Consider the following 17362-nt stretch of genomic DNA (forward strand, 5'->3'; position numbering starts at 1 on the left):
CGCGCGGCCGGGCCCGATCCGCGCGGGGCACGGGGTGGCGACAGACGGGCACGCGTTGGTGAATACTGATTCACCACCCGGGTGAATGGTCATTCACCCGGACCGTCGGCCCGGCGTCGCACCCGACGCGCCGCGCCCGCGCACCCCGCAGGAGTCCCATGGACCACGTCCCGATACCGACGCTGCCCGAGCAGGCCGTCCGGCCCCGCCTGCGGGAACGGCTCACCATCCCCGTCCTCGCCTTCGGCGGCATCCTCATGGCCGTCATGCAGACGGTCGTCGTCCCGCTCCTGCCCGACCTGCCGGAACTCACCGGCGCGTCCCCGGCAGCCGTCTCCTGGATGGTCACCGCCACCCTGCTGGCGGGCGCCGTCCTCACGCCCGTGCTCGGCCGGGCCGGCGACATGTACGGCAAGCGCCGCGTGCTGCTCATCGCCCTCGCCCTGATGACCACCGGCTCCGTGCTCTGCGCGCTCACCTCCGACATCCGCGTCCTCATCGCGGCCCGCGCGCTCCAGGGCGCCGCCGCGGCCGTCGTGCCGCTGTCCATCAGCATCCTGCGCGACGAACTCCCGCCCCACCGCACCGGATCCGCCGTCGCCCTGATGAGCTCCACCGTCGGCATCGGCGCCGCCCTGGGCCTGCCGCTCGCCGCGCTCATCGTCCAGTACGCCAACTGGCACGTGATGTTCTGGGCGACCGCCGCGCTCGGCGCCCTCGGCCTCGCCGCAGCCTGGTGGGCGGTGCGCGAGTCGCCGGTGCGCAATCCCGGCCGCTTCGACGTCCTCGGCACCCTGGGCCTCGCCGTCGGCCTGGTCTGTCTGCTGCTCGGCGTCTCGCAGGGCGGGCAGTGGGGCTGGGGCAGCACCCGGATCATCGGCCTGTTCGCGGGCGCCGTCCTGGTCCTCGCCCTGTGGTCCTGGCATCAGCTGCGCTCCGCGGGCCCCCTGGTGGACCTGCGGCTCGCCGCCGGCCGCCGGGTCGGCCTGCCGCACGTCGCGGCCCTGCTCACCGGCTTCGCGTTCTACGCCAACTCGCTGGTCACCGCGCAGCTCGTCCAGGCGCCCGTGGAGACCGGCTACGGCCTCGGCCTGTCGATCGTGGCGACCGGTCTGTGCATGCTGCCCAGCGGCGTCATCATGCTGTTCTTCTCCCCGGTGTCGGCCCGCATCTCCGCCGCCCGCGGCCCCCGCGTCACCCTCGCCGTCGGCGGCGTCGTCCTCGCCCTCGGCTACGCGATCCGGGTCGTCGACAGCACCGACCTGTGGGTGATCCTCGTCGGCGCCGCCGTCGTCTCCACCGGCACCACCCTCGCGTACTCCGCCCTGCCCACCCTGATCCTGCGGGCCGTGCCGGCCACCGCCACCGCCTCCGCCAACGGCGTCAACGTACTGATGCGCACCATCGGACAGGCCGTCTCCAGCGCCGCCGTCACCGCCGTCCTCGTCCACCACACGATGCGCGTCGGCGGCACCGACGTGTCGACGCTGCACGGCTACCGGCTCGCCTTCGTCATGGCCGGTACGGTCGCCCTGGTGGCCGCCGCCGTCGCCCTGTGCGTACCGTCCGACAGAGGGGGCGAGGCGACCGGCGCGGGCGCTGCGGTCCCGCTGGCGACGGCGAAGGGAGCTTGAGGCGATGACCACGGCGCAGCCCGCCGTCCGGCGCGACGCGGAGGCGAGCAAGGCCGCCATCGTGAAGGCGGCCCGGCATCTGCTGGCCCGGCACGCGCACGGCGACATCACGCTCAGGGCGATCGCCGAACGGGCCGGTGTCAGCCCACCGCTGATCCTCAAGTACTTCGGCAACAAGGACGCCCTGTTCTCGAGCGTCATGGACTTCGAGGCCGACGTCGACGTCCTCCTCGACGCACCTCTGGAGGATCTGGGCCGCCACATGGTCCGCTGCGTGCTGAGCGGCCAGTCCGAGCGCGGCGCCGACCCGATCCTGCGCATCGTGTTCGCCCCGCTGCACGGCGCGCAGGGCGACATCCTGCGCGCCAACTTCCGTACGCAGGTCAGCGAACGCCTCGCGGCCCGGCTGACCGGCGCCGACGCCGGACTGCGCGCGGAACTCGCCGTGTCGCTGCTGCTCGGCCTCGGCGTGATGTACGGCATCGCCCGCGGCCCGCAGGTGCGGGCCGCGGACATCGAGGCGGTCGTGGACCGCTACGCCCCGGCGGTCGAGGCGCAGCTGGTCGGCTAGAGCGCGTCGTCAGCCGCAGCGCACGCTCAGCGACTCGCCGAACGTCACCACGGTCTCGAACCCGTCGGCCCACCGCACCGTCAGCTCGTCGTCCGTCACGGTGGTGCCGGCCACGGCCCCGGCGAGGTCATTGGTGGAGCCGGCCGCGCCGAGCAGGGCCAGCGCCGCGAACACCGCCGTCCCCTCGACCTGCGCCGACAGCCGGGGCACCCGTACCCAGGGCTCGTACGCCGTGCCCTCGGGCGCCCGGACCCGGTCCGCCGCACCCCATCCGTGCAGCCCGGTCAGCTCCGAGCGGAGCGCCTCCGTCGCCCAGCCGGTCAGCGACACCCGTGACCCATGAGGCGCGCCGACGACCCGGTGCACCCGCAGCTCGTGGGCGCCCCGTGCCACGGTCACGCTCTCGACGCGCAGCCCCGGATGCATCGGCGGCCCCGAGGCGAACGTCGGCCGGTACCAGGACGCCGCCCAGCCCCAGCCGTCACCGTGCCCGGCGCCGAGCGGGTGCAGGCGCCGGCGCACGCTGGCGACCCCGCCGACCTCGACGCAGAGGTGGTTGTCGGCGATGTTCGTGAGGGACGTCGGGCCGGTGTGCGTGGAGTACGCCTGACGGCCGTAGTGCGCGTCGTCCTGGGCGGCGAACTCGCCCTCGTGCGGCCGGACGTGGTCGCTGCCGTGGTTGTGCAGCCGCACGATCCCGTCGGCCTGCGTGGACTGCACGAGCAGACCCGGCGCGGGCAGCGCGAGCACCCGGTCGGGGCCCTCGCTCGGCGCGGGCTCCTCCGTCGCCGTCCACAGCGGATCTCCCTCCGGGGCGAGGAGTGCCACGAAGCCCTTCGACGCCCAGTACGGCGACGCCGGGCCCGAGTAGGGCTGGAGCGTGGCGTCGTGCGGGCCGTGCCAGCCCAGGCTGAGCAGCCCTTCGTCCGTGACCGCTCCGCGCTCCAGGAAGTAGCGCAGGTTGCCGCTGATGAGACGCCGTGACGCGCCCGGCGACAGCGGCGTGTGCCCCGTCACCGCGCCGACGCCGACCGCCGCGGAAGCGGCGAAGCGGTAGCTGAGCGAGCGCCCGAAGTGGATCGGTGCGCCGTCCCCGCCGAACAGCAGGGAGAAGCCCTCCAGGTGCTCGCGCAGCCGCGGGCCGAAGCGCGCCGACAGTGCCGCGTCGCCCGACAGATGGGCGTGCAGCAGCGGATACAGGTGCAGCGCCCAGCCGTTGTAGTGGTCGAAGGCCCGGCCGTCGCCGTCCGCGTACCAGCCGTCGCCCCGGTACCAGGTCTCCATCAGCTCCAGGGCCCGGTCCATGGCCCGGGTCGTCGCCGCGTCGCCGCGGCCGACCTCCTCGAGGAACGACGCCACCATGAAGGGGAAGAGGTACCAGTTGTTCGGGGCGGGCGTGTGGTTGATCGCGCCGCGCAGCCACTTCTCCGCCCGGTCCTGCACCGCGTCGTCGAGCCGGTCCCACAGCCACGGCCGGGTCAGCTTCAGACCGAGCGCCACGGACGCCGACTCCACCATCGGCTGGCCCTGCACATGGTGGTCGAGGATCAGCGGCCAGGACTCCGCGTCGTCCCGGCCGGGCGTGCGGGTGCCCGCGGTCAGACCGCCGGCGTACCGCTCCAGCCAGTTGTGCGGGTCCTTGCCTTCGGCGCCCGCGACCCGGAAACCGGCCGCGAGGAAAGTCCGCGCGTACCCCTCCAGGCCGTCCGAGCGGACCCCGGACGCCGAGGGCCGGCCCGGCAGGTCGAGGAAGGCGCCCCTGGGGGTCGCCCAGCGCCAGGCGGCGCCGAGCAGACCGTCCGCGACCGCCTCCCAGTGCGCCCGGGTGCAGCCGGTGAACGGGCTCAGCTCGCGGTTCTCTTCGGGCAGTTCGAACGGAATGGTCATGCCAGGAACGCCAGCCTCTCGCGTCGTACGGGATGGGCGAAACCGTCGCCCGCGGCGAAACGCGCCACCTCGGCCACGGCCGTGTCGGCCAGCCGCTCCCACTCACTGCCCTGGGAACCGGCGAGGTGTGGGGTGATCAGGGCGTTCGGGCAGTCCCAGAGGGGATGCTCCGGGGGCAGCACCTCGGGGTCCGTCACGTCGAGGACCGCACGGATGCGGCCCGCGCACACCACGTCGGTGAGCGCGTCCTGGTCGATGACGGCGCCGCGCGCGGTGTTGATCAGAACGGCGTCCTGGCGCAGCGCGTCGAGCAGGGGGCGGTCGACGAGCCCGCGCGTGGCCGGGAGCAGCGGCGTGTGCACGCTCAACACGTCGCTGCGGGAGAACAGTTCGGGCAGCTCGACCCAGGTGACACCCAGTTCGGCGGCCTCGGCGGGGGACACGTACGGGTCGTGCAGCAGCACCTCGAAGTCGAACGGCTTCAGCAGCTCGACGACCCGGCGTCCGACCAGGGACGCGGACAGGATGCCCACGGTGCGGCGGTAGTTGCCGACGTGGCCCGTCGTGAGCAGCCAGTTGTCGCGGGCACGGTTCGTGCGGAAGTCGCGGGCCCGCTCCAGGACGTGTTTGCCGTGCAGCAGGATCATCGCGAGGGTGTACTCGGCGACCGGCAGCGCGTTCGCCGCCGCCGCGGACGACACCGCGATGCCCCGCTCCCAGCAGGCGTCGGTGACGTGGGCGCGCACCGAACCGGCCGCGTGCACCACCGCCTTGAGCCGGGGCGCCCGTGCGAGCACGTCCGTGTCCAGCTTCGGGCAGCCCCAGCCGGTGACGAGGATCTCGGCGTCGGCCAGCACCTCCGTCGCCCGCGCGGTCGACAGATCGGACAGGGCGGGCAGCGGCGCGACGTCGCCGACCTCGGTGAGCGCGGCCAGCGACCGCGGCGTGAAGACGGCCGCCGCGGCCTGGGGGGACATGGCCAACGCCACGCGGGGGAGCGTCACTTGACCGCCCCCGCCGTCAGGCCGGCCTTCCAGAACCGCTGGAGGAGGATGAACGCGAGGACAAGGGGGAGCACCGCGAGGAGCGAGCCCATGATCACCACCGGGTAGTACTCGGGAGAGACGGTCGCCTGGCTGTTCCACTGGAACAGCCCGAGGCTGACGGGGTACAGATTCTGATTGGACAGCATCACCATCGGCAGGAAGAAGTTGTTCCAGATCGCGGTGAGCTGGAAGAGGAAGACCGTGATCAGGCCCGGGGCCAGCATCCGCAGGGAGACCCGCGCATAGGTGGTCAGCTCGCCCGCGCCGTCGACGCGGGCCGCCTCCAGGACCTCGTTCGGCACATAGCCCTGGGAGAAGATGCGGCCCAGGTACACGCCGAACGGATTGAACAGGACCGGGATGAAGACCGACCAGAAGGTGTTCACGACGCCGGCCTCGGACGCGATCAGGTAGAGCGGCAGCGCGAGGACGGTCTGCGGCACCATGACCGCCGCGAGGACGAGCCCGAACAGCTTCTCCTTGTGCCGGAAGTGGTACTTGTCGAAGGCGTAGCCGCAGGCGACGGAGATCATCGAGCCGATGGCCGCGCCGAGCACCGCGTACAGCAGGCTGTTGCCGTACCAGCGGCTGTACAGGCCGCCGTCCATCGCGAACAGGTCCTTGAGGTTCTGGACCAGGGAGAAGTCGCTGAGGGAGAAGATGCTGCTCTGGAAGAGCGCGTCACGCGTCTTGGTCGAGGCGAGGACCAGCCACAGCGCCGGCAGCACGGTGTACAGCACGGAGATCGCGACGACGGCGTTGACCACGGCGCGGCCGAGGAAGCGCGGACGAAGCAGGGAGGAGTTGCTCAACTCGGCGGCGCTCATCGGGCGTTCTCCTCTGCGGCCTCGATACGGTTGGTCCAGCGGGTGACGCCGTAGGACACGGCGATCGTGATGACGAGGAGGATCACCGAGGCGGCCGCCGCGAGCGAGTAGTTGTTCCGGCTGAAGGCCGCGTCGTAGATGTACATGCTCGGTGAGAACCGGGCGCCGACCATCGCCGACGACTGGTGCAGCAGCGCCGGTTCGGTGAACAGCTGCAGGGCCCAGATCAGGGTGAACATCGCGACCATGACGATCGAGGACCGCACCAGCGGCGTCTTGACCTGGAGCGCGGTGCGCACCGGCCCCGCCCCGTCGACGACCGACGCCTCCAGGACCTCACGGGGGACGGCCTGCAGGGCCGCGTAGAAGACGACCATGTTGTAACCGAGGTTGGACCACAGGGCGATGTTCACGATCGACGGGACCGTGGTGTGCAGGCCCAGGAAGTCGACGGTGATGTCGCCCTTGGCGAACGCCTCGATGATCGGGCTGATCCCCGGCGTGTACAGGTACAGCCAGATCAGGGCCGCGATGATGCCGGGTACCGCGTGCGGCAGGAACAGGCCCAGCTGGGCCCAGGCCCGCAGCCGGACGACGCCCGAGTCGAGCAGCAGTGCCAGCGCGAGTGAGCCGATCACCATCAGCGGGATGTAGATCAGGCAGTACAGGCCGACGGTGCCGAGCCCGGTCAGGAACGACGGGTCGGTGAGCACGGCCGCGTAACTGCGCAGCCCCACGAAGACCGTGCGCTCCGGGCCGAAGCCGAGGCCCGGCTGGTCGTCGCTGAAGAAGCTCAGCCACACCGCCGTGGCCACCGGGACCAGGAAGACCAGGACGAGCAGGACGAAGAAGGGGGCCATCAGGACGCCCGCGGCGCCGCCTCGGCGGCGGCCCGCCGAACGCCGCGCCCGGCGCCCGGAGGCGTCCTGGTCGCGGGGCGGCGCGGACGCCGTCGCGGGGGCATGGGTGGTCGCGGTCATGGGAGTCACCTGCCTTTCGGAGTGCGGGCGTTCATGTGGTGTGCTGGGTGGTCTTGAGGCCGAGCGCCTTCAGGTCGGGCATGGTGCCGTCCTGGGTCGCGCGCATCGACGATTCGAGGGTGCCGGAGCCGGCCGCGGCCCGGGTGAAGGCGTCCTGCATGACCGAGGCCGTCGCGGTCATCCGCGGTCCCCACACCCAGCCGTCCCGGATCTTGTGGGCCTCCTGCTCGAAGAGGGCGTAGATGTCCTGGCCGCCGTAGTACGTGCGGTCGAACGCGGCGCGGCCGACCGGGATCAGCTCGGAGACGGCCGGGTACTGGCTGCTGGCGCCGCTGGAGAGCCGGGCCTTGAGCGCGTCGGGGCTGGAGACCTGCCACTCGATGAACTCCATGGCGGCCTCGGGGTGGGCGCTGTCCTTGGTGACGGCGAACGTCGAGCCGCCGTTGGTGCCGAGGGCGGGCCGGTCCGGGTCCCACTGGGGCTGCGGGGCGATGCGCCACAGGCCCTTCTGCTCGGGGCGGGCGTTCATCTGCGCGCCCGCGTCCCAGGCGCCGCTGTGCCGGGTGAGGACCAGGCCGTTGCCGATCTGGGCGTCGTTGGCGCGGCTGTTGGGGTTGTTGGCGTAGACGAGGTCCTCGTCGATGAGGCGCTGCCAGTACTTCGACACGCGCCGGGTGGGGGCGTCGACCAGCGAGACGTTCCAGGCGCCCTTCGAGGTGTCGAACCACTGGGCGCCCGCCTGCCAGCACAGTCCGGAGTACAGGCCCATGTCGAGGGGGAAGACGCACACCTTGCGCTTGCCGCCGGTGCGGCGCACGGCGCGGGCGAGGTCGGCGTACGCGTCCCAGGTGGCCGGCACCTCGAAGCCGTACTTGTCGAACAGGTCCTTGCGGTAGTGCAGGACGGTCGGCTCGACGTCGAGCGGCACGCTGAACGTGCGGCCCTCGAACGTGGTCTGGTTGAGCGCCTGCGGCAACAGCTTCTTCCGCAGACCGTCGCTGATCAGCGACGTGATGTCGCGGGCGACGCCGTCGATCGCGAACCCCGGGACCTGCGGGTACTCGATGGTGGCGACGTCGGGCGCGTTCCCCGCCCGCGCGGCGTTGCTCAGCTTGAGATAGCCGCCCGCGTTGCCGGAGGGTATCTGCTCGAAGCGGACCTGGATGTGGTCGTGGGTCTTGTTGAACTCGTCCACCACCTCCTGGCTGCCGCGCAACGCGGACCAGAACGTGATGGTGGTCGTGCCTCTGCTGCCTTTGCTACCGGTCTTGCTGCTGCTCTGCGGCGACGCGCTGTCCGATCCGCTGCAGGCGCCGAGGGCGCCCGTCAGCGGCAGCGCGGTGATCGCGGCGAGCATGGATCGACGGCTCTGTCGACCAGGCATGGGCGCCTCCCGCGGCTCCTGCGTGTTCGAGTCACGGGAATCCTGATCGGCTGAGCGGTCTCGGTCAATAGATCGATCAGAAGAAAATTAAACGGTCAAACGCTCATGGTGCGGGGTCAGTTGAGCGGTGCCTCGGAGGCGGGCGAGACGGGGGCCTTCTGGGTGGAGCCGCGCACCTTCAGGTCGGGCAGCACCTCCATGCGCCGGGCGGGACCCGACGAGGCCCCCCGCTCCAGGCGCCGCAGCAGCAGCTCGGCCGCCGCACGGCCGACCTCCGCCTTGGGCGGCGACACCGCCGTCAGCGGCGTACTGCCGAGCCCGGCGACCACGTCGTCGTACGCGATCGCCGAACAGTCCTCCGGCACCCGCACCCCGCTGTCCCGCAACTTCTGTACGAGCATCAGCGCGTCCACGTCACCGTGCAGCAGCGCCGCCGTCGCACCCAACTCGGCGAGCAGCGAGGGGAGATCCACGGGCTGTTCGGCGGCGGCCGCCTCCGGATCGGGGGCCGCCCCGGGGGCGCTGAGCGCGACGTCCCACCGGTCGATGTCCGGATGCGCGGCGGCGATCTCGGTGAACGCCGAGCGCAGGGCGCGCGCCGTCGGGCTGTCGTCGCGCGCGGCCAGCACGATGCGCCGGTGGCCGAGCCCGGTGAGGTGGTCGAGCGCGAGATGCACGCCGTACCAGTGGTCCGTGCACACCGTGTCGACGGCATGCAGCGCGCTGCCCGCCCGGGGCCGGCGCTCCATCAGGACCGCCGGCACGGACAGCCGGGCCAGCCAGGTGTAGTCGGCCTCCTCCGTGGCCCTGCTGCGCCAGCGCGGGGCGATCAGCAGGCCGCGCGCGCCGTCGGCCAACGCCCGCTCCACGATGGGCTGTTCGGCGCCCGCGACGGGCGGCGCGATGTGCAGGCCGATCCGGATGCCGGCCTCCTCGAACGTCTTCCGGGCGCCGTGCAGCATCTCGTACAGATAGGCGTGCCGCTCCGGCACCACCACCGCGACCGGACCGCCGTCGGGCAGCGGGTCGGCGGGCGGGGCGGCCTGCTCGGTCTCCGACAGCATCGGGCGCGCGACTCCGTGCCCGCGGCGCAACTTGCCCTCACGGGCGAGCTCCTCCACGTCGCGGCGGAGCGTCACCACCGACACCGCGAGTTCCGCGGCGAGATCGCTGACCCGTGTCGCGCCGCGCGACTGCACCACGGCGAGAATCCGTTGCCGCCTGAGATCGACCGGTTCGCGCATGCTGATGGCCCCCTCGCAACCCGCTGTTCGTTTGAGCGTTTCCCTGAACGGTTCGGCGGCAGCATAACCAGCGGATCGCGGGCGAGGTCAGTCTTCGGCGGTTCCCGGTTCCGGTGGGAGCGTGTCGAGAACGATGCCGAAGTGCTGGTCGTACGCGGCGAGTACGGCGCCATCGGTGTCGAGGGTGCGCTGCGCGCGCTGCCCGGCGGCCGTCGTCGTGAGCGTATGACCGCTCAAGGTGATCCGTCCGTCCTCCGTGGGACGTGAGCAGACCAGGGACTGGGTGAAGTGCGAGGCGGGCGAGGTGCGGTGGTACCAGGAGCCCGCCTCGAAGTCCCGCAGCTCGCGCGGCCGCTGGTCGAGGAGGTACTGCGGGGCGCCGTCCTGGAGCACGAGCAGATCGCCGTGCGGGGCGTCCTCGATGCGGAAGACACCGCCGGGATCCCGCTGCTCGCCGCGCTCGTCGTACACCAGCGGCTCGGCGCAGAACGCGCCGAAGCCGACGTCCGCGAGCCGGTCCCCGCCGTCCGCCGTGCGCACCCGCAGCGCCATGTGGTCGTAGGGGATGCCGGGCAGGCCGTCCTTGCCGACCACGCGCGCCTGGAGCACCGTCACCTCGAAGCCCAGGGCGCCGAGGAGCGCCGCGAACGCGCCGTTCAGTTCGTAGCAGAAGCCGCCGCGGCGCCGGTCGACCACCTTGGCGACGAGCGCCGCCGGCTCGAGCACGACCTCCTCACCCAGGTGCACCGACAGATTCTCGAACGGCACCGACCGCAGATGCGCCCGGTGCAGCACGCGCAGCGCCTCGGCGGTCGGCGCGGCGGGGCGCTCGGCCCCGATGCGGTGCAGATAGGCCTCGGCCCGGCTGTGATCCATGGGGCCAGTGTGGCGGACGCCCGCCGCGGCGCGCCCTGACGTCAAGGGGAGGTGTCGTCAGGGTCCAGGTCGTAGATCCGCTCCAGCAGCCACGCCTCGTTCCCCGCCAGGCCCGCTCTGCGCAGCGCCTCGTCCGCTTCGGCGATCGGCACGGCGAGGACCGACGCGGTCGCCGGTGGCTCCGTGCCGGAGAGCGCGGCGCGCGCCGTGTGCAGCAGCCGCAGACAGGCCTGCGCCGCCGCCAGCTCGTGCTGCTGCGTCGATCGGTCGTGTGTGTCGAGATTCCAGGTTCCCTGCATGCCCCCACTCTTGCGCACGGGTCTGACAATTCCCCGCCAATGGACCGGAGCTAGGCTCGTGTGTGGTTGAAGGGTCCATCGAGGACAAGGAGGAACGCACTCGTGTCATCGCACGCACTGCCGCTGTTCGATCCCGCGGCGGGGCAAGGCGCTCGGCAGTTCGCCGAGTTGGGGCTCGCGCTCGTCCTGTCGACGCTGATCGGCGCCGAGCGCGCCGTGCAGCAGAAGAGCGCCGGTCTGCGCACGCACACCCTCGTCGGCGTGGGCAGCGCCCTGTTCATGGAGGTCTCCCAGCACGGTTTCAACTCGATGCTGGGTCTCGACGGCGTCGCCCTCGACCCCTCCCGGGTCGCCGCGCAGATCGTGTCGGGCATCGGATTCATCGGCGGCGGCCTGATCTTCGTCCGGCGCGACGCCGTCCGCGGCCTCACCACGGCCGCGACCGTCTGGCTGGTCTGCGCCATAGGAATGGCCTGCGGCGGCGGACTGCCGCTGCTCGCGATCGCCGCGACGGCCTGTCACTTCCTCGTGGTCCGCGGCTATCCCTGGGTGAGCCGCCGGGTCCCCGCCCTGGCCACCGAGCGCCGCACAGGACTGCATCTCGCGTACGAGGTGGGCAGCAGCGTCCTGACACGTGTGCTCGAGGAGTGCACGGGTCGGGGGTTCCGCGTCCTCGAAGTGCGCACCGACCGCACCGACTGGGACGGCGGGTCGGGCCGGCGCGGCACCATCGCCGTCCGGATGGAGATCGAGGGCGCGGCGGAGGTGCCGGCCCTCGTCGCGGTCCTCGCCGAGCTGGACGGAGTGCTCGACGTGGCGTCGCTGGAGACGGCCGCGGACGAATAGCGGGGCTCGCGCCGGAAGCGAAGGAGGAGCCGACCGGTCAGGGCCGCCCGTGCCAAGAGCGCCACAGCGCCGCGTACGCCCCGTCGGCCGCGACCAGTTCGTCGTGCGCGGTGTGCGCCCGGTGGGCGAAGGATCTGTCCCCCCGGGTCACCGCCTGGTGAGGTTCAGCCGCAGTCCCTGCGGCATCAGCGTCAGCCGCTCCGTCACCTTCAGGCGGTAGTCGGGCTCGGGCCGCAGGTCGTAGCGGCGCAGCAGCAGGCCGAGCACCAGGGTGGCCTCGTGCAGCGCGAACTGCCGCCCGATGCAGGCGCGCGCCCCCGTCCCGAACGGCTTGAAGACGTGTCCCGGGCGGGCCCGCACCGCCTGCGGCGCGAACCGGTCCGGGTCGAAGGACTCCGGATCGTCGCCCCACGCCGCCGGATCGCGGTGCAGCATCGTCGTCAGGACGAGCGCCCAGGCGCCGCGCCGCATCGGGTGCCTGCCGCCGAGCGTCGTATCGGTCACCGCCTCCCGCGCGAAGGCGGGAGCCGTCGGCCACAGGCGCAGCGACTCGTCCAGGACCCGCCGCAGATACCGCAACTTGGCGACCTGCTCGTACGCGGGGACGCCCACGTCGCCCCACACCCGGTCGACCTCCTCCCGCGCCTTCGCCAGTACGGCGGGGTTCTGGGCGAGATAGTGCAGGGCGAAGGAGAGCGCGCCGGACGTCGTCTCGTGCCCGGCGACCAGGAACGTGATGACCTGCCGGCGGATGTTCTCCGGCGCGAGCCGCTCGCCCGTCTCCGGGTGCGCCACCTCCAGCATCCGGTCGAGCAGATCACCGGGGCCGCCGCCGGAGGCACGGCGCGCGGTGACCACGTCGTCGACGGTGCGGTTCAGATAGGCGCGGTCCGCCGCGTTCCGCTTCTCGGCGCCGCGCTGGAGCGCGGCGAGGACCGGCGGCACCACGTTCCGCCGCTGCGCGAACGACAGCGCGCCCACCATGGCCGTCACGAACGGATGCAGCCGCTCCCGCTCGAAGGACCCGAAATCGTGCCCGAATCCGGTGCGCGCGATGGTCTCCAGGGTCAGCTTGGTCATGTCGCCGGGGACGTCCACCGAACGGCCCGCCGCCTCGCTCGCGTCCCACGCGTCGGTCAGCTGCCCCGCCACGTCGAGCATCAGCGGGTGATAGCCCTCCATCGCCTCACGGCTGAACCCGGGCGCCAGGATGTCGTGCGCCAGCTGCCAGTTGGGCTCGTGGTTGTACGCGGTGAACAGACCGTCCCCGGCGACCGGGCGCAGATTGGCGACGCCGAGCCCGACGTGCTTGGCGAACCGCGACTCGTCGGCCAGCTCCGCCGCGAGTTCGGCCCCCCACACGAACACGATCTCCTTGCCGAACGCCTTGCGCCGGAAGATCGGTCCCAGCTCGGCGGCGATCTTCATGGAGTCCTGCAACGGCGTACGGACGTTGGCGCCCACGACATCACCGATCAGCGGAACCCGGCGCGGCGGGTGCGGGATCCGGTCCAGACGCGTCCAGCCCTGCTCGGCACTGCGAAAGCCCCGGGGCAGCGTGGCACCGGCCGCCTGTGTCATCTGAGCCATCGAGCCCATCTCCCTTGCGCCACCGATGGATTGAGGCACCGTAGGCAGCTTGTTAGACGTGGATTCAATAATGCGCCTCAGTGTGCGGCTGTTATTGAACTCACGTCAAGTAAGGCGGTGTCCGTCCAGTAGGGTGCGGCCATGACGGCAGAGCGGACGACCCGGCGCAGAATGAGCACGGAGCAGCGCAGGGAGCAACTGCTGTCCGTGGGTGCCAAGTTGTTCGCGCAGAGCCCGTACGACGATGTGTGGATCGAGCGGGTCGCCGAGATCGCGGGTGTCTCGCGCGGGCTCCTGTACCACTACTTTCCGAACAAACGGGACTTCTTCTCCGCGGTCGTGCGCCGCGAGAGCGAGCGGATGTTGCGGCTGACCGCCGCGGTCCCCGGCATTCCGGTGCGTGAACAGCTCGGTGCGGGCCTCGACACCTTCCTCGGCTACGTCGCCGCGCACGCCGAGGGCTTCCGTGCCTTCCATCGCGCCGAGTCCGCGGGCGATCCCACCGTGCGTGCCGTCTACCGCGACGGCCTCGCCGCCCAGGAGCAGCAGATCCTGGCCGCCCTCGCCGCCGACCCCGAGATCACCGCCACGCTCCCGGAACCGGCCGCGCTGCGCCTCGCCGTGCGCGGCTGGCTCGCCTTCCTCGTCGCCGTCTGCCTGGACTGGCTCGACGAGCCGGAGCTCACCCGTGAACAGGTGCGCGACCTGTGCGCGCGGGCACTCCTGGGGGCGCTCGCCGGGTAGCCGTAGGGGAGGTGCCGCATCAGGTCGTAAGGAAAACTTGCAAGGCTTCCTGTCTATCTCTTACGGTGGAGCCATGTCTGGAACGCAGGGATCCGCAGCCTCCGAGCCGCCCGGCGAGCGCGTCGCCGCCGACCTCGCCACCATCGTCGGCCTGCTCTCACGGAGGCTGCGCACCGCGTCGCCGGACAGTCTGCTCACCCCGACCCAGCGCACCGTGCTCGCCCGCCTCGACACGGAGGGCCCCGCCACCACGGCGGCGCTCGCCCGCTCCGAGTACGTGAAGCCGCAGTCGATGCGGCTCACGCTCGGCGCCCTGGAGGAGCGCGGCTTCGTCGCCCGCACCCCGGACCCGAACGACGGGCGGCAGTCCGTCGTCTCCATCACCGACGACGGCCGCGCCACCCTCGTCGCCGTCCGCGCGGCCAAGCACAGCTGGCTCGCCCAGGCCCTCGACGCCGAGTTCGACCCCGCCGAGCGCCGCCTCGTCGCCGAGGCGACCGTGCTGCTCGGACGGCTGGTGGAGCGGTGAGCGGTGACATAACCGAGACGGTCACCACCGCACCCGCCCCCGCCGACGGCGGATTCCGGGCCCGCCTCACCGCACCCCTCCTGCTGGGTTCGGTCCTCAACCCGCTCAACACCACGATGATCTCCACCGGCCTGGTGGCGATCGGGCACCACTTCGGCGTGGGCGCCGCCGACACCGCCTGGCTCATCTCCGTGCTCTACCTCGCCAGCGCCGTCGCCCAGCCCGTGCTCGGCAAGCTGGCCGACGCGCTCGGCCCGCGCCGGGTGTTCCTCACCGGACTCGTCGTGGTCTGTGCCTCCGGACTCGTCGGGATGTTCGCCTCCGCCTTCGGCTGGCTCATCGTCTCCCGGCTGCTCCTCGGCATCGGCACCTCGGCCGCGTATCCCGCCGCGATGGCCGTCCTGCGCGACGAGGGCCGCCGGATCGGCCGCCGCCCGCCGCGGCCCGTCATGGCCCGGCTCTCCTTCGCGGCGCTCGGCAGCGCCGCCGTCGGCCCCACGCTCGGCGGACTGCTCGTCACCGTCGTCGGCTGGCGCGGCATCTTCGCCGTCAACGTCCCGGTGTCCGTGATCGCGTTCTGCTGCGCCGTGCTCTGGATCCCGGCCGACCCGCCCCGCGGCACGGCCGGCGAACCCGCCCCGAGGCCGGCCCTCGACCCGCTCGGCATCGGCTTGTTCTCCACGGCCCTGACCGTCCTGGTCTTCTTCCTCCTCGACCTGTCCCACCCCCTGTGGTGGCTGCTCGCCCCGTTCGCCGTGCTCACCGCCGCCCTGCTGTGGTGGCAACTGCGCTGCCGTACGCCCTTCATCGACGTCCGGATGCTCGCCGGGAACGGCCCGCTGGCCCGCACCTACCTCCGGCACGGGCTGAGCTATCTGCTCATCTACTGCGTGATGTACGGCTTCACCCAGTGGCTGGAGGAGGGCCGCGGCTACTCCTCCGGGCACACCGGACTGCTGATGCTCCCCATGTCCCTCGCCGCCCTGGTCTGCTCCCTGGTCGGCGCCCGCACCAAGGGCATCCGCGCCCCGCTGATCGTCGCGAGCGCGCTGCTGACCGGGGGCGCGGCCCTGCTCGCCTTCGTCTCCGGCTCCACACCGCTGGCCGTGCTGCTCCTCGCGGGCGCCTGCTTCGGCATCCCGCAGGGCCTCATCGGCACCAGCAACCAGGCGGCGGTCCAGGAGTACGCGCCCGCCGCCGACATCGGCGCCGCGGCGGGCCTCCAGCGAACCGCCCAGTACATCGGCGCCATCACCGCGTCGAGCCTGATCGCGCTCGCCTACGGACAGCGCGCCGACGACGCCGGACTGCACCTCATGGCGACGGTCTCCGCCGTGCTCGGCGTCCTCCTCGTCGCCCTGACCGTGACGGACCGGGCGCTGCGCAGACAGCACTGAGCCGCGCCGTCCCGGCATCCGTCACCGGGAGAAGAAGAGGTCGCCCGCCGGCTCCTGGTGGCCGTCGGCCTGATGCCAGTAGTCGCGCGTCTCCACCGCGAGACCGTCCGCGCGAAACCGTACGAACACGCACCCGGCCAGCGTCGTGGGCCTGCCGTCCTCCTCGGCGAGCACCCGGAACTCGGCCACCGCGACCGGCCCCGGACCCACCACCGGTTCCGCGAACCGCACGTCCACCGGCCTCTCCTGCGCGAACGACCAGCGCAGATACGCGGCGAGCGCGTCCCGCCCGCGATGCGGCTCCCGGAACGGCATCGACCGGTGCACGCAGTCCGGCGCGTACAGGGCGAGCAGTGCCTCCACGTTGTGCCGCGCCCAACCGTCCTGCCACACGCCGACGAAGCGTCGCGCGGCGTCCGCGGTGCCCTCGGTGTCCGCGGTGTTCATGTGTCGCTCCCCGTGTCGCCGTCCCGTGACGCGTCAGGCTAGCGGGGATCGGCGGGACCGGTGCGGTAGTGTGACCGGGCCCCACAGCGCCACGAGGGAACGAGGAGGTGAGCCCGATCTTCGCTGTACCAGGTCAGGAGCTCCCTGCTCGCACCGCACGCCACGACCGCTCGCGCTGAGCCGGACCGCGGCAGCGCGACGGCCGGGAGCCCCGTCGGCGTCCCGAGAGGTCACACCACACCCATGTCGCTCCCCCCGTCACCCCAACCGCCGCCACCCGCCTTCCTCGTCGCCGCGCTGCGCGCCGCCGGCTGTGTCTTCGCCGAGGACGAGGCCCTGGTCCTGCACGCCTCCGCCCGCGACCACGCCGAGCTGACCTCGATGGTCGAGCGGCGGGCCGCCGGACTCCCGCTGGAGCACGTCGTCGGCTGGGCCGAGTTCTGCGGGCTGCGGATCGCCGTCGACCCCGGGGTCTTCGTGCCGCGCCGCCGCACCGAGTTCCTGGCCCGCCAGGCCCTCGCGGTCACCCAACCCGGCGCCACCGTCGTCGACCTGTGCTGCGGCACCGGCGCCGTCGCCGCCGTCCTCGCCGCACGCGCCCCGGGTCGCTTGCACGCCGCCGACCTGGACCCGGCCGCCGTGGCCTGCGCCCGCCGCAACCTCGCCCCGCTGGGCGCCGAGGTCCACGAGGGCGACCTGTACGACCCGCTCCCCGCGGAGCTGGCGGGCCGGGTCGATGTCCTCATCGCCAACGGCCCCTACGTCCCCACCGGTGATCTGCCGCTGCTGCCGACCGAGGCCCGGGACCACGAGCGGCAGATCGCCCTCGACGGCGGCAAGGACGGCCTCGACGTGCTGCGCCGGGTGGCGGAGCAGGCGCCGCGCTGGCTCGCACCGGGCGGCCGGCTCTTCGTCGAGACCAGCGAACGGCAGGCGGACACCGCGCTGGCGGCGGTGCGCGCCGCCGGCCTCACGGCGCGTCAGGTCGAGGACGACGACCTGTACGCCACGGTCGTCGTCGGCACCCGTCCGGCCAACTGAGGCGGGCTCCGCACAACGCA

At 72.5% G+C, this 17362-nt stretch carries 17 protein-coding genes; 7 read left to right on the plus strand and 10 right to left on the minus strand.

Features of this window, described 5'->3' with window-relative positions; genetic code table 11:
• Positions 1-158 precede the first annotated feature (158 nt).
• Together ABZ930_RS06275 and ABZ930_RS06280 are read left to right on the plus strand one after the other, a co-directional pair.
• Entirely contained in the window at positions 159-1634 is a 1476-nt protein-coding gene (locus ABZ930_RS06275; RefSeq protein ID WP_361542313.1) for an MFS transporter, read from the plus strand.
• Positions 1635-1638: 4 nt separating this feature from the next.
• Complete coding sequence (locus ABZ930_RS06280) at positions 1639-2205, plus strand: TetR family transcriptional regulator (RefSeq protein WP_361542316.1); 567 nt, start codon at positions 1639-1641, stop codon at positions 2203-2205.
• A 9-nt stretch (positions 2206-2214) separates the two neighbouring features.
• Here ABZ930_RS06280 and ABZ930_RS06285 read toward each other — a convergent pair whose 3' ends face one another.
• The 8 genes from ABZ930_RS06285 to ABZ930_RS06320 all read right to left on the minus strand — a co-directional run bounded on the left by ABZ930_RS06285 (position 2215) and on the right by ABZ930_RS06320 (position 10748).
• The gene (locus tag ABZ930_RS06285) at positions 2215-4092 is read right to left on the minus strand and encodes a DUF2264 domain-containing protein (protein WP_361542319.1); all 1878 of its coding nucleotides are present in this window, start codon (positions 4090-4092) and stop codon (positions 2215-2217) included.
• Positions 4089-5069, minus strand: coding sequence for a hydroxyacid dehydrogenase (locus ABZ930_RS06290; RefSeq protein WP_361542876.1), 981 nt, complete (start codon positions 5067-5069; stop codon positions 4089-4091). The genes ABZ930_RS06285 and ABZ930_RS06290 overlap by 4 nt, the downstream gene beginning before the upstream one ends.
• A 23-nt stretch (positions 5070-5092) precedes the next feature.
• A complete protein-coding gene (locus ABZ930_RS06295) occupies positions 5093-5965 on the minus strand; it encodes a carbohydrate ABC transporter permease (protein ID WP_361542322.1) in 873 nt (290 codons plus the stop codon).
• Positions 5962-6945 (minus strand): sugar ABC transporter permease, encoded by a 984-nt coding sequence (locus ABZ930_RS06300; RefSeq protein ID WP_361542325.1) that lies wholly within the window; start codon positions 6943-6945, stop codon positions 5962-5964. Before ABZ930_RS06300 ends, ABZ930_RS06295 begins: the two co-directional genes overlap by 4 nt.
• A 31-nt stretch (positions 6946-6976) precedes the next feature.
• On the minus strand, positions 6977-8329 hold the full coding sequence (locus ABZ930_RS06305) for a sugar ABC transporter substrate-binding protein (protein WP_361542328.1): 1353 nt from the start codon (positions 8327-8329) through the stop codon (positions 6977-6979).
• 116 nt (positions 8330-8445) lie between these two features.
• Entirely contained in the window at positions 8446-9573 is a 1128-nt protein-coding gene (locus ABZ930_RS06310) for a substrate-binding domain-containing protein (protein ID WP_361542331.1), read from the minus strand.
• 87 nt (positions 9574-9660) lie between these two features.
• The gene (locus ABZ930_RS06315) at positions 9661-10449 is read right to left on the minus strand and encodes an arylamine N-acetyltransferase (protein WP_361542334.1); all 789 of its coding nucleotides are present in this window, start codon (positions 10447-10449) and stop codon (positions 9661-9663) included.
• A gap of 41 nt (positions 10450-10490) precedes the next feature.
• Positions 10491-10748, minus strand: coding sequence for a hypothetical protein (locus tag ABZ930_RS06320; protein WP_361542337.1), 258 nt, complete (start codon positions 10746-10748; stop codon positions 10491-10493).
• Positions 10749-10850: 102 nt separating this feature from the next.
• On the opposite strand from ABZ930_RS06320, the gene ABZ930_RS06325 reads away from it, so the two are divergent.
• On the plus strand, positions 10851-11594 hold the full coding sequence (locus tag ABZ930_RS06325) for an MgtC/SapB family protein (RefSeq protein WP_361542340.1): 744 nt from the start codon (positions 10851-10853) through the stop codon (positions 11592-11594).
• A gap of 147 nt (positions 11595-11741) precedes the next feature.
• Here ABZ930_RS06325 and ABZ930_RS06330 read toward each other — a convergent pair whose 3' ends face one another.
• Positions 11742-13184 carry a cytochrome P450 gene (locus ABZ930_RS06330; protein WP_361542343.1) on the minus strand — a complete coding sequence of 481 codons (1443 nt, stop codon included), beginning with the start codon at positions 13182-13184 and terminating at the stop codon, positions 11742-11744.
• A gap of 141 nt (positions 13185-13325) precedes the next feature.
• Here ABZ930_RS06330 and ABZ930_RS06335 point away from each other — a divergent pair, with 141 nt between their 5' ends.
• The 3 genes from ABZ930_RS06335 to ABZ930_RS06345 all read left to right on the plus strand — a co-directional run bounded on the left by ABZ930_RS06335 (position 13326) and on the right by ABZ930_RS06345 (position 15854).
• Positions 13326-13928, plus strand: a complete 603-nt coding sequence (locus ABZ930_RS06335; protein WP_361542346.1) for a TetR/AcrR family transcriptional regulator — start codon at positions 13326-13328, stop codon at positions 13926-13928.
• A gap of 73 nt (positions 13929-14001) precedes the next feature.
• Positions 14002-14457 carry a MarR family transcriptional regulator gene (locus ABZ930_RS06340; RefSeq protein ID WP_361542348.1) on the plus strand — a complete coding sequence of 152 codons (456 nt, stop codon included), beginning with the start codon at positions 14002-14004 and terminating at the stop codon, positions 14455-14457.
• The gene (locus ABZ930_RS06345; RefSeq protein WP_361542351.1) at positions 14454-15854 is read left to right on the plus strand and encodes an MFS transporter; all 1401 of its coding nucleotides are present in this window, start codon (positions 14454-14456) and stop codon (positions 15852-15854) included. The genes ABZ930_RS06340 and ABZ930_RS06345 overlap by 4 nt, the downstream gene beginning before the upstream one ends.
• A 21-nt stretch (positions 15855-15875) precedes the next feature.
• Here the strand turns inward: ABZ930_RS06345 and ABZ930_RS06350 are convergent, their stop codons facing one another.
• The gene (locus ABZ930_RS06350; RefSeq protein ID WP_361542354.1) at positions 15876-16301 is read right to left on the minus strand and encodes a nuclear transport factor 2 family protein; all 426 of its coding nucleotides are present in this window, start codon (positions 16299-16301) and stop codon (positions 15876-15878) included.
• 243 nt (positions 16302-16544) lie between these two features.
• On the opposite strand from ABZ930_RS06350, the gene ABZ930_RS06355 reads away from it, so the two are divergent.
• Positions 16545-17342 (plus strand): putative protein N(5)-glutamine methyltransferase, encoded by a 798-nt coding sequence (locus ABZ930_RS06355; protein ID WP_361542357.1) that lies wholly within the window; start codon positions 16545-16547, stop codon positions 17340-17342.
• The last annotated feature ends 20 nt before the right edge of the window (positions 17343-17362 follow it).

It is taken from the genome of Streptomyces sp. NPDC046716 (assembly GCF_040645755.1).
Classification (GTDB): domain Bacteria; phylum Actinomycetota; class Actinomycetes; order Streptomycetales; family Streptomycetaceae; genus Streptomyces.